The following is a 16,538-nucleotide window of genomic DNA, read 5'->3' on the forward strand; positions in this document are numbered from 1 at the left end:
GTGGGGGACCTGCTGCCGGACGGCCCCGTCACCGGGTGTGACGTCCACGCCGCCCGACGTGCAGCTGGACGGCGCCGACCGGCGCCGGCTGGTCGTCCGAGCGGCCGACCAGGACCACGCCGCCACGTGCTGCAGCGGCCTCGATCGCGACGTGGACGACCAGCACCGACGCGGGGTCGAGCTCGCTCGTGGGGTCGTCCAGCACGGTCAGCGACGCGCCCGTGACGAGCGCCCGTGCCAGGGCCACGCGCTGCTGCTGCCCGCCGGAGAGCTGCTCGGCGAGGTTGTCGCGGACGGCGCCGGGGACGCCGACGGCGTCGAGCGCGCTGACCACCGCCTCGCTGGTCGAGCTGTCACCGCGACCTGGGCCGGCATGGGCCAGGACGCCGAGTGCCACGTTCTCGGTGGCGGTCAGCGCGCCGAGCAGCCCGTGGTCGCGGGACATCGCGGCGACGGCCGGGACCGTGCCCGGGGGCGTCGGCGCCGGCGACGGGGCCGCGTCGTCGTCCAGCGTGACGGTGCCCTCGGTCTGCGTGCCGGACGGCACCGGGAGGAGCGGTTCCGACCCCGCGGCCCCGGCGACCTCGGCTGCGATCGCTGCCAGGACGGCGGAGACCTCGGCGCCGTCGCTGCCGGTCAGGACGGCGAGCGTCCCGGCAGGGAAGGTCCCGTCCAGCAGGAAGACCTCGCGGTCCCCGGTGCGGACGACGAAGCGGTCGAAGTGCAGGGCGCTCATCGGGCAGCCCCGCCCTGGCCCAGGAGATCGAGCCCCTCCGGGACGTCCCGTACCGCGTCGTCCGCGTGCCGGATGCGCAGCCCGCCCACGCCGTCCGGTTCGACCGTGACCAGGGAGCCGGTCGGCCAGTCCCCGCGCAGGTGCTGCGGGATCGGCACGGACCCGTCCGCGGCGACCACGGCACGGCGCCCCGACCCGGAGTCCTCCTCGCCGACGCGTCCGTCGCGCAGGTGGATCATCCGCTCCATCCGGCGGGCGACCCGTTCGTCGTGGGTGACGAGCAGCACCGCGATCCCCTCGCGGGTGGTCTCGTTGACGAGCAGGTCGAGCAGGTCATCACGGGCCTGGCCGTCCAACCGGCTGGTGGGTTCGTCCGCGAGCAGCAGCCGTGGGCGGGGAGCGAGGGCGACCGCGAGCGCGGTGGTCTGGCGGTGCGAGACCGACAGGTCGGCGACGGGGCGGTCGTCGTCCGGCACACCACCGGCCCGCAGGACACGGTCGCCGAGGGCGGTGTCCCGTCCGGGGACCCCACGGATCGACCAGGCGACGTTCGCCCGCGCCGACTCGTGTCCGATGAGGTTGACGTCCGCCCCCTGCAGCATGAGCCCGAGCACGTCGCGGCGCAGCCGTTCCAGGTCGCGCCGGCCCGCCGTGCCGAGGTCCTGCTCGCCGATCGTCACCGTGCCGGCGCTCGGGCGCATCAGGCCGGCCGCGATCGACAGCAGGGTCGACTTGCCCGAGCCGGAGGGACCGAGCAGGGCCACACGCTGCCCGGGCGGGACGGTCAGGTCGACACCCCGGAGTGCCGCGACGTCGACCTCGGCCTCGCGGTACACGTGCACGAGCCCCGCGGCGCGGAAGGCCGGGGCGACCGGCGTCCCCGGCGGAGTCGGGGTGGTCGGGGTGGTCGGGTCGCTCACGAGTCGCCTCCGGTGGGCGGTGTCCTGGTCACGGCGCGGGCGATGACGACCGCAATGACGAGCGTGACGAGCACGGTCGCGGCCGTCACCACGAGCACGGCGACCGGCCCGACCGGGACGCCCATGGGCGGCACCGCCGCTGCGCGCAGCGGCAGCCGTGCCGCGGTCAGGAGGGTCGCGGCGGTCCCGGCGACGGCGCCGACCACGGCGGCGACCGCGGCAGGCAGGAACGTCTCGAGCAGGACTGCGCGCCGGAGTGCCCGCGGACCGAAGCCGGTCGTCCGGAGCACGGCGACGTCCTCCCGTCGGGCCCGCATGCCGATCGCACCGACCCCGGCGACGACGAGCAGCGTCAGGACGAGGGCGGCCCCGGCCAGCGGGAGACCGACGAGCGCACCGCGCACGCGGGGGTTGTGTTCCGCGGTGCGTTCGGCGTCCGCGAGCGTGCGGTGGCCGGTCACGGTGATCCCGTGTGATGCCAGGGCCGTCGTGACGCGGTGCTGGGCACCGGGCGCGACCCACACCTCGTGGTCGGCGCTCGTGCCGACGGGGTCGGACACGCGGCCGGCGGTGGACAGGTCCACCAGCGCGCCGTCGTCGAGGACCCGCGGCAGCGCCGGGGCCTTCCCGACGACCCGCAGGACGAGCGACTCGCCGTTCAGCCCGAGGCCGATCACCGCGCCGTCCACGCCCGCGAAGGGCTGCAGCGCGGTCGCGCGTCCGACGACTGCGGGGAGCGGTTCCGGGGCGTCCCGGGGCTGGATCGCCGGCGTGCCCTGACCGCTGGGGTCCACCCACGAGACCCGGAGGCCGGCGCGTCGCTCGCTCAGCGTGGCGCTCGGGCCGCCGCTCGGCAGGCTGTTCTCGCCGATGCGGTTCCGCCACCGTTCCGGGTCGAGCCAGGACCGTCCGACCGTGGTCCCGTCGACGGCGATGTCCGTGATCGTGGCGCCCAGCCCGTAGGGGGTGGCCTCGGACGAGTGGCTCTGCAGCCCCAGCCAGACGAGTCGGCAGCCGTCGTCGCACGGCACGGAACCGGCGGGGCTGGTCAGGGTCCCGGCGCGGACTCCGCCGAAGTCCACCCGGTGCCAGCCTCCGGCGGCCTGGACGACCGCGACCAGGTCGACGTCGTCCGGGGAGGCCGTGGTCACGTCCTGCGCCGCGGTGCCGTCCGGCGCGCCGACCTCCGCCAGCGTGACCGAGAGCTGGTCGCCGGTGACCCGGAGGGCCGTGCCGGTCGACGGCCGCAGGACCCGTTCCAGGGTCGCGACGTCACGCCCACCCCAGGCCGGGTCCCAGGCGCTGACCGCCGCCAGTCGGGTGGTGTCGAGGGCGATGAGCCGGCCCACGCCCGCTCCGTCCGTCGTGCGCTCGACGGCCATGGCCGACCGCCCGCCGGGGTCGGCGTCCCGCACTGCCTGCACGAACGACGTCCCCTCGTCGACCTGCACGTCGAGGACGCTCGCCGCGCCGAGGGTCGCCGCCGCCCGGTCGTCCGCCAGCCGGACGGCCAGCACGGCGGTCTGGCTGGACGACACCGCGAGGGCCACACCCAGGACGACCATGACGGCGGTGGTGAGCACCGAGGGCGTCCTGGCGATGCGGCGCAGCACGAGCAGCTCGGTGAGGGAGCGCGCCGGGCGGGCAGCACGTCGCCGGACCACGGCGACCCCGACCCGGAGCGCGACCACCCCCAGCAGGATCGCGACGAGCGTCGGGGCCAGCAGTGCGACGCCGGGCCCGGAGATCCGCGGTTGGGTCACGACGGCCGCGATCCCCACGACGGCCGCGATGACGGCGACGGCCTGCACGACGGCGCCGGTCCGGGACAGCGTCCGGGGTTCGGTGACCCGGCGGAGCAGGTCGACGAGGGGCAGCCGCGACGCCCGGGAGCTCGCGACCACGAGCGCGGTGAGCGACCCGACCAGTGACGCGCCCAGGGCGGCGAGCACGGGTGCCCGGAAGGGCTCGACCGCGGGCGCACCCCCACCGAGCAGCAGCGGTGTGCACAGGGCAGCCGCAGCGACGCCGACGACCGCTCCGACGGCTGCTCCCGCGACGGTCGCGATCACCGGTTCGAGCAGGACCGCGACGAGTCGTCGGCGTGCCGGGAGCCCGCGCAGCCGGGCGAGACCCCACTCGGCTGCCCGGGCCTGGCCGATCCGTCCGGCGACGACCCCCTGCGCGAACCACGCGAGCACGATCGCCTGCAGTGCCGCGACGGCGACGATCACGGTCGCTGCGTCGTTGCCGTCCGCGACCCGGTCGACCAGCACGTCGATCCGTTGCTGGACCGATACGGCGGACTCGGCACCGTCCGCGCTCAGGGTGGCGTCACGGACGTCGGCCACGTCCTGCACCACCGCGGGGACGTCGTCGAGCCGCAGCCCCGGCCGCAGGGTCCGGACCGACCAGACGTTCCCCTCGAGCAGCAGCGTGTCGAACCCGCCGAGGGACATCACCAGGTCCGGGTCGGCGTCACCGCCGCTGCCGAAGGCCTTGCCGACGCCGCCGGCGATCCGGCCCACCCGGGTGCCCGCGTCGTAGGTCCCGACCACGCGCACGGTGAGGGTCTTCTCCGGCACGGACATCACCGAGACGCGCAGCGCCGTGCCGGTGCTGAGCCCGGAGCCCGTCGCGGCGAGGACCTGGTCCGGTCCGGACGGGCAGGCGCCGCTGCGCAGCCCGAGCTCGCGGCAGTCGTTCGACAACCCGGCGAGCTGCACGGTGCTGGTCTGCGTCGGCGATGCACCCGGCACGGTGAAGGACACCGGGGCAGCGGACTCCGCCACGACGACCCCGGGCAGCCACCGTCGTGCGTTCGACGCCGAGGACGTGGTCGCGACGACCGCACCCTGCGCCTCGCTCAGCTGCTGGTAGGGGATCTCGGCCGACGCCGCGATCGACGTGCCCGTGACGCCGGCGCCGTCGAGGGCGTCGTCCAGCGTGGTCTGCTCGACGGCGCGCAGCAGCAGCGGGGCGAGGACCGAGACGACGGTCGCGACGAGGGCCAGGAGTGCGAGGACGACGGCGGCGGACGGTCGGCGACGGACACTGCGCGACCAGAACACCGGCACCCCCTCGTGCGGTCGGCGTCAGCGCCGACCTCGGCAGTCTGGCACAGGCGTCGCGACGTGCCGGCCAGCGGCGACCGGGGCGCGCGGAGCGGACGAACCGGGCTCACCCGTCCCAGCGGACGAGCAGCCACCGTGCCGCTGCCAGGGCCTCCGACCGCTGGAACGCACGGAGGGTCGGCATGTTCGGCGGAGCGGGCCGCGACGCCTTCTCGAAGAACGTGCCCGCGAGCCCGGCGAGCACCGCGTCGATCGACTCCGGTGTCAGGTCCGCGAACACCGGGTGCGTCGCCAGGTGGTGGTCCACGTCGACGTCCTCGCCGCGCACCACCGCGTCGAGCAGGTACGTCAGCGCGTCCAGCCAGTGGGCGCCGACGCCGGCCCAGGGCCAGTCGACCACCCAGACCACGCCCTCGCGGTCGACGAGCAGGTTGTCGGCACGGCAGTCGAGGTGCACGAGGTGGTCCCCGTCGACCGCTGCCGCAGCGTTCCGAGCGGCGGCGGCGAACCGCGGTGCGACGTCGGCGACGTCGGCCGGGACCACTGCCGGCAGCCCGTCGGTGGTCATCCGGTCCCACGCGGCGAACTCCTCCGCCAGCTCGGACGACACCCGCGGGAGGTCGGCGAGCGCGCCGGTGGCCACCGGCAGGGTGTCCAGCGCATCGAGCACGGCCGCGACGTCGCTGCCGTCGCGCGCGACGCCGGGGTGGCGCCCGTCGACGTCGTCGAGGACCAGCGCGATCCAGTCGTCACCGTCCACGACGGCGGTGAGCGACGCCCTGAGCCGGGGTGCCTGCACACCGGACGGCAGCGCGGAGACGACCCGGGCCTCCCGTTCGTGGAGTCCGAACCCGTCCGGGTTCCGCGGCCGCGACAGCGTCTTGACGAACGCCCGGGTGCCGTCCGCGGTCGTGACCCGGTCGGCGCCGCCGGGGGAGTACCCGCCCGCCTGTGACACGGCATCGACGACCGGGCCCCCGAGCACCTGCTCGACACGGCTCCGCAGGTCGGTCGGGACGTCGGCCCACGTGGTTCTCCCCATGCCGTCCGACCGTACCGGAGGGGGACCCTGAGGGGGCGTTCATCGTTGTGCGCTCATGGCAACATTGCGTTGCCCGCAACACTGCTCGTGATGTAAAGTTGCAGAGTCTGCAACGAGGCGGACCGCATTCCACACGAACCGCTCCGAAGGACCTCCCATGTCAACTGCCACCGCACCAGTCCAGGTGTCGAGCGGGCGATCGTCGGCACCGGCCAGCACGCCGGGCAAGCCGATCATGTCGCACCGCCAGATCCTCCTCGTCATCTACGGCCTGATGGCGGGGATGTTCCTGTCCTCGCTCGACCAGACGATCGTCGGCACGGCGATCCGCACGATCGGCGACGACCTGCACGGGCTCGACCAGCAGGCCTGGGTCACGACCGCCTACCTCATCGCCAGCACCATCACGACCCCGATCTACGGCAAGCTCTCCGACGTCTTCGGCCGCCGCCCGCTCTACATCTTCGGCATCGCGGTCTTCATCCTCGGCTCGCTGCTGTCCACGCTGTCGACCTCGATGGTCATGCTCGCGGCCTTCCGCGCCTTCCAGGGCATCGGGGCCGGCGCACTGATGTCGCTGCCCCTCGCGATCATGGGCGACATCCTCGCCCCGCGTGAGCGTGCCAAGTACCAGGGGTACTTCCTGGCCGTGTTCGGCATCTCGAGCGTCATCGGCCCGCTCATCGGCGGTCTGTTCGCCGGTGCCGACCAGATCCTCTGGATCACCGGCTGGCGCTGGGTCTTCCTGGTGAACGTCCCGATCGGCGTGGGCGCGCTGCTCATGGTCATCGCGTTCCTGCACCTGCCGAAGTTCGGCGACGCCAAGGCGAAGCCGCGCATCGACTGGTGGGGTGCCACCGCGGTCATCGCCACGCTCGTCCCGCTGCTGCTGGTCGCGGAACAGGGCCGCACGTGGGGCTGGGGCTCGGCGGCCGCGATCGCCTGCTACGTGATCGGCGCCGTCGGGCTCGTCACCTTCCTGGTCGTCGAGACGCTCATGAAGGACGACGCGATCATCCCGCTCAAGCTCTTCCGCTCGGGCGTCTTCTCGATGGCCACGATCCTCGGCTTCCTGGTCGGGTTCGCGATGTTCGGCGCGATGCTGACCATCCCGCTCTACCTGCAGATCGTCACCGGGCTGACCCCGACCGAGTCCGGCTTCGCCACGCTGCCGATGATCGGTGGCCTGATGATCGCCTCGATCGCGTCCGGGCAGATCGTGGCCCGCACGGGGCGGTACCGGATCTTCCCGGTCATCGGCACCGCGTTCACCGCGATCGGGTACGTCTTCCTGACGTTCATGACGATCGACAAGCCGCTGTGGTTCCTGATGATCGGCATGTTCTTCATCGGGCTCGGCCTCGGCCAGCTCATGCAGAGCATCACGCTCGCCTCGCAGAACTCCGTCCAGCCGCGCGACATGGGTGTGGCCACGTCGTCGGCGACGTTCTTCCGCCAGATCGGTGGCACGCTCGGCACCGCGGTCCTGCTCTCGATCCTGTTCTCGGTGATGCCGGCGAACATCGTCAGCGCCACGGCGGACAAGGGCAACCTGACCGACGGACTCGACGCCGCCCTCAACCCGACCGTCGCCTCGGCGAAGGCGAACCAGGGCGTCATGGACCAGATCTGGGACCCGATCGTCACGCCGGTCAAGCAGAACGTGGCGTCGGGCCTGCAGTCCGGCACCACCGCGGCGAAGCAGGCGGCCGACCAGGCCGTCACGCAGCAGGTCACCGCGGCCGTCCAGGCACAGGTCGCTGCGGGCACCGTGCCCGCGGCCGCCGCGCAGACGGTCATCGACCAGCAGGTCGCGGCCGCCACGCCGGCAGCCGAGTCCCAGGCGCTCGAGTCCGCCGCGACCAAGGCGCACGCCACGGTGCAGGACGGCGCGCTCGTCGTCGACTGGTCGAACGCCTCCGACCGCCGGTACTGGGTCGACCAGGTCGTGCCGTCGCTCGTCAAGCAGCTCGACAAGGGCACGGGGCCGTCCTCCGGTTCCAGTGCCGACACCAGCGACACGTCGTTCCTCAACGGCGCGGCACCGGCGCTGACCAGGCCGTTCATGACCGGGTTCAACACCTCGGCCGTGACCGTGTACTGGGTCGGCCTCGGCGTGATCCTGCTGGCCTTCGTCCTCAGCTGGTTCTTCAAGGCGCCGCCGCTCCGCAAGAGCTCGGCCCTGCAGGAGCAGGCCGACGCCGACGGCACGGCGGACGACCTCGAGGTCCAGGCGGCCCAGGCCGCCACCACGATGGGCTCGCTCACGGCGCCGTCCACCGGTTCGGTCCCCGTCCAGCGGACCGGCTCGGCGAAGTAGGCACCCGGGGCCTCCCGCACCACGCGGGAGGCCCCGACCTGCACCAGGAGCACCTCGTGAGCACCAGCACCAGCACCAGCACCGACAGCGAGTCCTGCGGGCTGCGGGAGCGCAAGAAGCAGCGCACCCGCCAGGCCATCCATGAGTCGGCCATGCGGCTGGTCACCGAGCGCGGACTCGCCGGCGTCACGGTCGAGGAGATCTGTGACGACGCGGGGGTCTCGCCGCGCACGTTCTTCAACTACTTCCCGACCAAAGGCAACGCCGCGCTCGGGCTGGCCGCCGCGGCCGTGTCCGACCAGGCCCGCGCGGCCTTCACCGATGCCGAGGGCCCGCTGGTCGCAGACCTGTGCGCCCTGGTCGCCCGCACCCTCGAACTGCCCACCGACCGCGGCAGCATGAAGGCGCTCGTGCAGGCCAGGCCGGAGATGGTCCCCACCATGCTGCAGTGGATGGCGGACGCCCGGGTCGCGGTGCACCGGGTGGCGTGCGAGCGCACCGACGCCGCCACCGCCAGCACGGCGGTCACGCTGGTCATGGCTGCGGTCATCGAGACCGCGCACCGAGCGGACGCTGACGCAGCCGACGCCCCCGACGCCTCCGACGCGTTCACGTCGCGGGTGCGCGCGGTCGTGCGCGAGATGGGCGTGCTCGCCGCGTCCTGAGCTGGGCCGCGGCTGAGCGGCAGCGCGGCAGTGCGGCGGCGCGGCTGTGCAGCTGCGCCGAGTCTCGGCTCTGCGGACAGATTGCGCCGTCCGGACGCCGCAGGATGTCCGCCTGGCCGAGACTCGGCGGCGCCACCCCGCGTGGGCGGCACTGGGATCGGCACCGGCACCGGCACCGGCACCGGCACCGGCACCGGCACCGGCACCGGCACCGCCGCCGGACGGGAGGCGCGGCACCGGTCCGGCACCGAGCCTCCCGTCCGGCGGCCACGCGCGTTCCGACCTGCCGCCTCGCGCTCGGTGGGTCGATTCGCGCATGGTAGGTCGGAACTTCCGCCTGAGCATGCGCGAATCGACTCACCACGCGCGGAACGACCGGGCACGCGCGGAACGACCTGCCACGAGACGACACGTGCCAGTCATCGGACCGATTGCATCCGGAATCCGCGCTTTCGTCGTCAAAGAAGTGCTTGACGCCACAGACATCCGATGTTTTGATGTCCTCGTTCGGTCGACGACGACCGGACGGGCAGGAGCAACGATGAGCCGCATCACCGGTCTGCGGGTCCGCGACATCCGGTTCCCCACCTCGCGGGAACACGACGGATCGGACGCGATGAACCCCGACCCCGACTACTCGGCCGCCTACGTCGAACTCACCACCGACGCCCTCGACGGCCACTCCGGATCCGCGTTCGTCTTCACGATCGGCCGCGGCAACGAGGTGCAGGAGGCAGCGATCGCCGCACTCCGCGGGCACGTCGTCGGCCGGGACGCCGAGGCGCTCCTGGCGGACATGGGCGGCACCTGGCGCAGCATGGTCCACGACTCGCAGCTGCGGTGGCTCGGCCCGGAGAAGGGCGTGATGCACATGGCGATCGGCGCCGTCGTGAACGCGCTCTGGGACCTGCGTGCCAAGCGTGCCGGGCAGCCGCTGTGGGCGCTGCTGGCGGACATGAGCCCGCAGGAACTCGTCGACCTGGTCGACTTCCGCTACCTCACCGACGCGATCACCCCGGACGAGGCCCTCGCCTTGCTGGAGCAGGCAGAGCCCCACCGTGCCGAGCGCCGGCGCACGCTCGAGCAGTCGGGCTACCCCGCCTACACGACCACGCCCGGGTGGCTCGGCTACGACGACGACAAGCTCGCCCGCCTGTGCCGCGAGGCGGTCGACGAGGGCTTCACCCAGATCAAGCTCAAGGTCGGCGGCGACGTCGACGAGGACGTCCGACGTCTGGGGATCGCGCGTCGGGTCGTCGGTCCGGACGTCAAGATCGCGATCGACGCGAACCAGCGGTGGGACGTCGACGCCGCCGTGGCCTGGGTCGACCGGCTGCGGGAGTTCGACATCGCGTGGGTCGAGGAGCCGACGAGTCCCGACGACGTCCTCGGGCACGCCGAGATCGCCCGCCGGATCGCCCCGATCCCGGTCGCGACGGGCGAGCACATGGCGAACCGGGTGATCGCGAAGCAGCTCATCCAGGCCGACGCCATGCGCGTGCTGCAGATCGACGCGACCCGGGTGGCCGGCGTGAACGAGAACATCGCGATCCTGCTGCTGGCCGCCAAGCACGGTGTCCGCGTCTGCCCGCACGCCGGCGGGGTCGGGCTGTGCGAGGCCGTGCAGCACCTGTCGATGTTCGACGCGGTGGCACTGACCGGGCAGCTCGAGGGCCGCTACATCGAGTTCGTCGACCACCTGCACGAGCACTTCGTGACCCCGGTCGACGTGCACGGGGGCCGCTACTGGGTCCCGACCGCACCCGGGGGCGGCACCGAGATGCTCGCCGACTCCCTCGACACGTACACCTACCCCGACGGTCCGGTCTGGGCGTCGACGTCCGCCGATGACCCGGTCCGCGACGCGGTCCGCGTCGCCTGACCACCTCCCGAACACGACTCACATCCAGCACCACGACGAAGTGGAGACACCGATGCAACGACGACTCATCGCGGGGCTCGCGGCAGCAGCTGCCGTGACCCTCGTGCTGACGGGCTGTTCCTCCGGCAGCAGCGCCAGCGGCAGCCAGTCCAAGGACGCCATGACCTGGTCCATGTGGATCGCCGGGAAGGAGGACAAGGCCGCCTGGCAGAAGGTCGCCGACAGCGTGAAGAGCGAGGACGGCATCACCCTGACGATCCAGGGCGCCCCCTTCGAGAACTACTTCACGAAGCTCAGCACGCAGTTGAGCGCCGGCAGTGCCCAGTGCGTCGTGAGCATGCAGTCGCTGCGCACGGCGAACTACACCGAGTCGCTGCTGCCGCTCGACGACCTGGCGAAGAAGGACGGCACGGACCTGTCCGCGTTCGACAGCACGGCGCTCGACGGCATGAAGGTCGACGGCAAGCTCTACGGCCTGCCCTACGACACCGGCCCCATCATGATGTTCTACAACAAGGACCTGTTCCAGAAGGCCGGTGTGGACGAGCCGAAGCCGGGATGGACGACCGACCAGTTCGAGGCCGCTGGCGCCGCACTCAAGGCGAAGGGCATCACCGAGTTCGGCTCGACCGTCGGTGACCTGAACCTCGAGTCGATGGTCTACGGCTACAACGGCGGCCGGGTCATCACGAAGTCGGGCGGGATCGACGCGACGGACGCGAAGTTCGCGGATGGTCTGGACTGGCTCGGCAGCCTGGTCAAGAAGGGCTACGCCACCCAGGCCTCGTCGGATGCCTCGACCCCCAGCAACGACTTCGCCGCCGGCAAGGTCGCGATGTACACCGACGGCCCGTGGTCGCTGATCAGCCAGAAGGCCAAGGTGAAGTTCGACCTCGGCGTCACGACGCTGCCCTCCGGCACGTCCGGTCCGTCGACCTTCGCCGCCGGTTCCGGCTTCGGCATCTCGAAGCAGTGCAAGTACCCGGAGCAGGCGTTCAAGGCCGTCCAGACGATGACGAGCGAGAAGGTCCTGACGTCGCTCGCCGAACAGGGCCGTGCGTTCCCCGGTCGTACCGCGGCCCAGAGCGCGTGGTACTCGAGCGCCGGCATCCCGGGTGCCGAGGACGCGCTCAAGGCCGCCCTCGCGAAGTCGTCGCCGCTGCTCGGCAACAAGCAGAGCGACCAGCTGTCCCAGCTGTTCACGCAGTACGCGCTGCAGGCGGTGAACGGACAGTCCTCCGGCAAGGAGACCATGTCCTCGATCGCTGGCCAGCTCGGCAGCCAGTGACCCGCTGACGGACTGGAGGATCTGCGCACGTCGTACGCCGATCCTCCAGTCCGTCCCACCCCACCACCGCAGACCGCGCGAACGACGAGGAGGTCGTCGCATGACCACCATCCAGGACCCACCGGCGCCGGCCGTCCCCGCCGTCGCCACCGCGGTGGCCGGCTCGGCCGCGCCGGGCAGGACCGGGGACGACGACGCCTCGGGCGGCCGCCGCTCGTGGTGGGGTGCCGCCTTCGCCGCTCCGCACTCGATCGGCCTCGTCGTCTTCACGGCGTTCCCGATCATCGCCTCGCTCGTCGTGAGCTTCATGAACTGGCCGACGCTCGGTGCGCGGTCGTTCGCCGGCATCGAGAACTACGTCCGGCTGTTCAGCGATCCGGTGTTCCGCACGGTCACGCTCAACACCGCGCTGTTCGTGGTGCTGTACGTGCCGCTGAACCTCGTGGTGTCGCTCGGGCTGGCCGCCTGGCTGACGCCGCGGATCGCCGGGCGCCACGTGTTCCGCGTGCTGTTCTTCATCCCGACCATCACGCCGATCGTCGCGAACGTCGTGGTCTGGCGGATGCTGTACCAGCCCGGCGGCGCGATCGACGCGTCCCTGCAGTCGACCGTGGGCGTGCACGCGCCGAACTTCCTGGCCGACGAGCACTGGGCGATGCTCGCCATCGTGGCGATGAGCGTCTGGCAGGGGTTCGGCTACAACATGCTGATCTTCTCGGCCGCGCTCGACGGGGTGCCGGAGAACCAGATCGAGGCCGCGCAGCTCGACGGGGCCAACGCCTGGCAGACCTTCTGGGCGATCAAGTTCCCGCTCATCTCCCCGTCGGTGTTCTTCGCGACGATGATGACGCTGATCACCTCGTTCCAGGTGTTCGTGCAGCCCTTCGTCCTGACCAAGGGCGGACCGGGCACGGCGACCGAGACCCTGGTGCAGTACATCTACAACACCGGCTTCCAGAACCAGCAGCTCGGACTCGCGTCCGCCGGCGCCTGGGTGCTGTTCGTCATCATCCTCGGGATCACGGCCGTCCAGTTCCTCGGGCAGAAGCGGTGGGTGCACTATGAGTGAAGCGGTCCGCGGCCGTCTCGGCGCCACCACGTCGAACCGGACGGTCAACCCCCGCTCCGTCGCACGGACCCGCTCCGCTCCGCGACCCGGGCGCGTCCGGCACGCGATCGGCTACGCGCTGCTCTGCCTCGTCGCGCTGCTGTTCGTCGCACCCCTGATCTACATGGTCGCGACGAGCCTGAAGCCCGCCGACCAGGTCTTCACGACGCCGCCGACGCTCTGGGGACGCTCGTTCGAGTGGGACAACTACGTGCAGGCGTTCACCTACCTGCCGTTCGCACGCTTCATCCTGAACGGGGTGTTCGTCGCCGCTGCCGGCACCGCGATCAACGTGGCCGTGGCCGTGCTCTCCGGGTACGCGTTCTCGCGGCTCCGGTGGCGCGGACGCAACACGGTGTTCCTGCTGTTCCTGGTCACGCTGATGATCCCGCAGGACGTCCTGGTCATCCCGATGTACGTGATGATGCAGGGCTTCGGGTGGGTGGACACGTTCCAGGCGCTCATCATCCCGTGGGCGTTCACCGCGCTCGGCGCGTTCCTCATCCGGCAGTTCTTCCTGACCGTGCCGCAGGAGCTCGACGACGCCGCCCGGGTGGACGGCGCCGGACCGGTCCGCACCTTCTTCTCGGTGATGCTCCCGCTCGCACGGCCGACCACCGCGGTCCTGGCCGTGTTCTCGTTCATCTCCTACTGGAACTCGTTCCTGTGGCCCCTGGTCGTCGTCAACGACGTCGAGGCCCACGGCACGATCCCGCTCGGTCTGCAGCAGTTCTTCGGACAGCAGGGCAGCGAGTGGAACCTCGTCATGGCCGCGTCGGTGATCTCGATGCTGCCCACCGTGATCCTGCTGATCCTGCTGCAGAAGCACCTCGTCAAGGGCATCGTCACCTCCGGCCTCGGTGGCCGGTAGCCGCCCGAACCCCGAAAGGACCCTCCGTGACCATCACCGCCCCCGCCGCGCCGCAGACCGCGACCGACGCCACCGGCCTGCCCGCCTGGTTCACCCACGACCGCTTCGGCATGTTCATCCACTGGGGCCTGTACGCCCTGCCGGCCCGGCACGAGTGGATCAAGAACCTTGAGTACATCACCGAGGACGCCTACCAGCGGTACTTCGACCACTTCGACCCGGACCTGTTCGACGCGGCCGACTGGGCACGGCGCGCGCGGCTCGCGGGCATGAGGTACGTCGTGCTCACCACGAAGCACCACGAGGGCTTCTGCCTGTGGGACTCCGCGCTCACCGACTACAAGTCCACGAACACCCCCTTCGGCCGCGACATCGTGCGTGAGTTCGTCGACGCCGTCCGCGCCGAGGGGCTGAAGGTCGGCTTCTACCACTCGCTCATCGACTGGCACCACCCGGACTTCACGATCGACGGGCACCACCCGCGGCGGGAGGACGGCGAGGCCGAGATCGCCCGGCTCAACGAGGGCCGCGACATGGCCCGCTACCGCGAGTACCTGCACGGCCAGGTGTCGGAGCTGCTGACGGACTACGGGCAGATCGACTACCTGTTCTACGACTTCTCGTACCGCGAGGACGACCACCACGACGTCTGGGGCGGCAAGGGCCGCGAGGACTGGGGGAGCGAGGAACTGCTCGCGCTGACCCGTCGGCTGCAGCCCGGCATCATCGTGAACGACCGACTCGACATCCCCGGTGACATCGTGACGCCGGAGCAGTACCAGCCGGACAAGCCGATGGAGGTCGACGGTGTCCAGGTGCCGTGGGAGGCGTGCCAGACGCTGAACGGCTCGTGGGGCTACGACCGCGACAACCAGAACGTCAAGAGCGTCGACCTGCTGGTCCGCATGCTCGTCGACGGGGTGTCGAACAACGGGAACATGCTGCTCAACGTCGGCCCGACCGGGCGCGGCGAGTTCGACGGGGTGTCCCGCGCGACGCTCGACGGGTTCGCCGACTGGATGCACCAGCACGACCGCTCGGTGTACGGCGCCGGGCCGAGCGAGTTCCAGGCACCGCGGAACGCGGTGTACACGCAGCGGGGCAACCGGCTGTACCTGCACCTGTTCGCCTGGCCGTTCGAGCACGTCCACCTGGCCGGGCTGGCCGGCAGGGTCGAGTACGCGCAGCTGCTGAACGACGCGTCCGAGGTCTTCTTCCGCTCGATCGACCCGTCGGTCCGGGCGCTGACCACCGGCCTCGGTGGGCAGCCGGCCGGGACGCTCACGCTGACGCTGCCCATCCAGCGTCCGGACGTAGCGCTGCCCGTCGTCGAGCTGTTCCTTCGCGACTGATGCAGCGCATCCTCTCGCGCACCCGGCTCCGTGCGGGTCGCGAAGACGACTACGAGCGAGCGCACGCGTCCATCCCGCCGGCGCTCGTGGAACGCCTGCGGGCAGCCGGTGTCGCGAACTGGAGCATCTGGCGGGACGGTCAGGACCTGATCCACCTGATCGAGGTGTCGGACTACCGTGCCATGCGGCGGTCGCTGGCCGACGACCCGGTGAACGCCGACTGGCAGGCCGTGATCAACCCGCTGCTCGAGGCCGACGACGACTACTCCGGGAACGACGACGGCGTGCCGCTGGTGTGGACGCTCGAAGGGCAGGCATGAGCGACGTGGAGTTCGACCGCGGACCGTTCTGGTTCGGTGGCGCCGGCATCGGGAACCTGCTGCGCGCGGTCACGGACGACGACGCCCGCGCCACGGTCGACGCGGCGTGGGACGTCGGGGTCCGCGGGTTCGACACGGCTCCGCACTACGGACTCGGGCTGAGCGAGCGGCGGCTCGGCGCGGCCCTCGCCGACCGTCCTCGCGGGGCCTACGCCGTCTCGACCAAGGTCGGTCGGCTGCTCGTGCCCGGCCCCGGTGACGGCACGGACGACGACGGCTTCGCGGTGCCGAACGACGTCGTCCGGCAGTGGGACCCCACGCCCGACGGCGTGCGTCGCTCGCTCGACGAGTCACTCGGGCGGCTCGGGCTCGACCACGTCGACGTGGCGTACCTGCACGACCCCGACGTGTACGACCTGCACGCCGGGCTCACCCAGGCGCTGCCGGCGCTCGCCGCGATGCGGGACGAGGGCGTCGTGCGAGCGGTCGGTGTCGGGTCGAACTCGGTCGCGGCGCTGTCCGACGCCGTCGACACCGGGCTGTGCGACGTCGTGATGCTCGCCGGGCGGTACACGCTGCTCGAACAGCCCGCGGCCGCGCTCGTCGCGACGTGTGCCGAGCGGGGGGTCGACGTGGTCGCGGTCGGGGTGTACAACTCCGGACTGCTCAGCCGTCCCCTGCCGGAGCCGGGGACCACGTACGACTACGCCCCGGCACCGGCCGAGCTCGTCGAGCGGGCACGGACGATCGCCGCCGTGTGCGACCGGCACGGCGTGACGCTGCCCGAGGCCGCGCTGGCCTTCCCCCGCCGGGCCGCGGCGGTCCGCACGATCGCGATCGGCGTGCAGTCGGCGGACCAGGTCCGCGAGAACGCCGCCCGTGCCGCCGCGACGATCCCCGAGGCGCTGTGGGAGGACCTGCGCGCCGAGGGGCTGCTGGCGAGCTGAGCAGTCGCGCGGG

At 71.9% G+C, this 16,538-nt stretch carries 13 protein-coding genes; 9 read left to right on the plus strand and 4 right to left on the minus strand.

The window, feature by feature from the left end; genetic code table 11:
- Positions 1–28: 28 nt before the first annotated feature.
- From ASG04_RS04020 to ASG04_RS04035, 4 genes are all read right to left on the minus strand, one after another.
- Positions 29–736 (minus strand): ATP-binding cassette domain-containing protein, encoded by a 708-nt coding sequence (locus ASG04_RS04020; RefSeq protein WP_056120724.1) that lies wholly within the window; start codon positions 734–736, stop codon positions 29–31.
- Positions 733–1,656 (minus strand): ABC transporter ATP-binding protein, encoded by a 924-nt coding sequence (locus ASG04_RS04025; protein ID WP_082517798.1) that lies wholly within the window; start codon positions 1,654–1,656, stop codon positions 733–735. Before ASG04_RS04025 ends, ASG04_RS04020 begins: the two co-directional genes overlap by 4 nt.
- Positions 1,653–4,727, minus strand: coding sequence for an FtsX-like permease family protein (locus ASG04_RS04030; RefSeq protein ID WP_156463521.1), 3,075 nt, complete (start codon positions 4,725–4,727; stop codon positions 1,653–1,655). Before ASG04_RS04030 ends, ASG04_RS04025 begins: the two co-directional genes overlap by 4 nt.
- Positions 4,728–4,836: 109 nt before the next feature.
- Complete coding sequence (locus ASG04_RS04035; RefSeq protein ID WP_056120730.1) at positions 4,837–5,772, minus strand: phosphotransferase; 936 nt, start codon at positions 5,770–5,772, stop codon at positions 4,837–4,839.
- A 157-nt stretch (positions 5,773–5,929) separates the two neighbouring features.
- Between ASG04_RS04035 and ASG04_RS04040 the strand changes: the two genes are divergently transcribed.
- The 9 genes from ASG04_RS04040 to ASG04_RS04080 all read left to right on the plus strand — a co-directional run bounded on the left by ASG04_RS04040 (position 5,930) and on the right by ASG04_RS04080 (position 16,525).
- On the plus strand, positions 5,930–8,092 hold the full coding sequence (locus ASG04_RS04040) for an MDR family MFS transporter (RefSeq protein ID WP_200938398.1): 2,163 nt from the start codon (positions 5,930–5,932) through the stop codon (positions 8,090–8,092).
- Positions 8,093–8,148: 56 nt separating this feature from the next.
- On the plus strand, positions 8,149–8,757 hold the full coding sequence (locus ASG04_RS04045) for a TetR/AcrR family transcriptional regulator (RefSeq protein WP_056120734.1): 609 nt from the start codon (positions 8,149–8,151) through the stop codon (positions 8,755–8,757).
- A gap of 541 nt (positions 8,758–9,298) precedes the next feature.
- Positions 9,299–10,639 (plus strand): enolase C-terminal domain-like protein, encoded by a 1,341-nt coding sequence (locus ASG04_RS04050; protein ID WP_056120736.1) that lies wholly within the window; start codon positions 9,299–9,301, stop codon positions 10,637–10,639.
- Between the two features lie 52 nt (positions 10,640–10,691).
- Positions 10,692–11,927: an ABC transporter substrate-binding protein gene (locus ASG04_RS04055; RefSeq protein ID WP_235515429.1), complete on the plus strand. Its 1,236-nt coding sequence runs from the start codon at positions 10,692–10,694 to the stop codon at positions 11,925–11,927.
- A 100-nt stretch (positions 11,928–12,027) separates the two neighbouring features.
- A complete protein-coding gene (locus ASG04_RS04060; RefSeq protein ID WP_056120739.1) occupies positions 12,028–12,996 on the plus strand; it encodes a carbohydrate ABC transporter permease in 969 nt (322 codons plus the stop codon).
- Positions 12,989–13,906 (plus strand): carbohydrate ABC transporter permease, encoded by a 918-nt coding sequence (locus tag ASG04_RS04065; protein WP_056120742.1) that lies wholly within the window; start codon positions 12,989–12,991, stop codon positions 13,904–13,906. Before ASG04_RS04060 ends, ASG04_RS04065 begins: the two co-directional genes overlap by 8 nt.
- A gap of 26 nt (positions 13,907–13,932) precedes the next feature.
- Positions 13,933–15,258 carry an alpha-L-fucosidase gene (locus ASG04_RS04070; RefSeq protein WP_082517800.1) on the plus strand — a complete coding sequence of 442 codons (1,326 nt, stop codon included), beginning with the start codon at positions 13,933–13,935 and terminating at the stop codon, positions 15,256–15,258.
- Complete coding sequence (locus ASG04_RS04075) at positions 15,258–15,578, plus strand: L-rhamnose mutarotase (protein WP_056120744.1); 321 nt, start codon at positions 15,258–15,260, stop codon at positions 15,576–15,578. The genes ASG04_RS04070 and ASG04_RS04075 overlap by 1 nt, the downstream gene beginning before the upstream one ends.
- Positions 15,575–16,525, plus strand: a complete 951-nt coding sequence (locus ASG04_RS04080) for an aldo/keto reductase (RefSeq protein WP_056120747.1) — start codon at positions 15,575–15,577, stop codon at positions 16,523–16,525. The genes ASG04_RS04075 and ASG04_RS04080 overlap by 4 nt, the downstream gene beginning before the upstream one ends.
- Positions 16,526–16,538: the final 13 nt, after the last annotated feature.

It is taken from the genome of Curtobacterium sp. Leaf183, from assembly GCF_001424385.1.
Lineage (GTDB): Bacteria > Actinomycetota > Actinomycetes > Actinomycetales > Microbacteriaceae > Curtobacterium.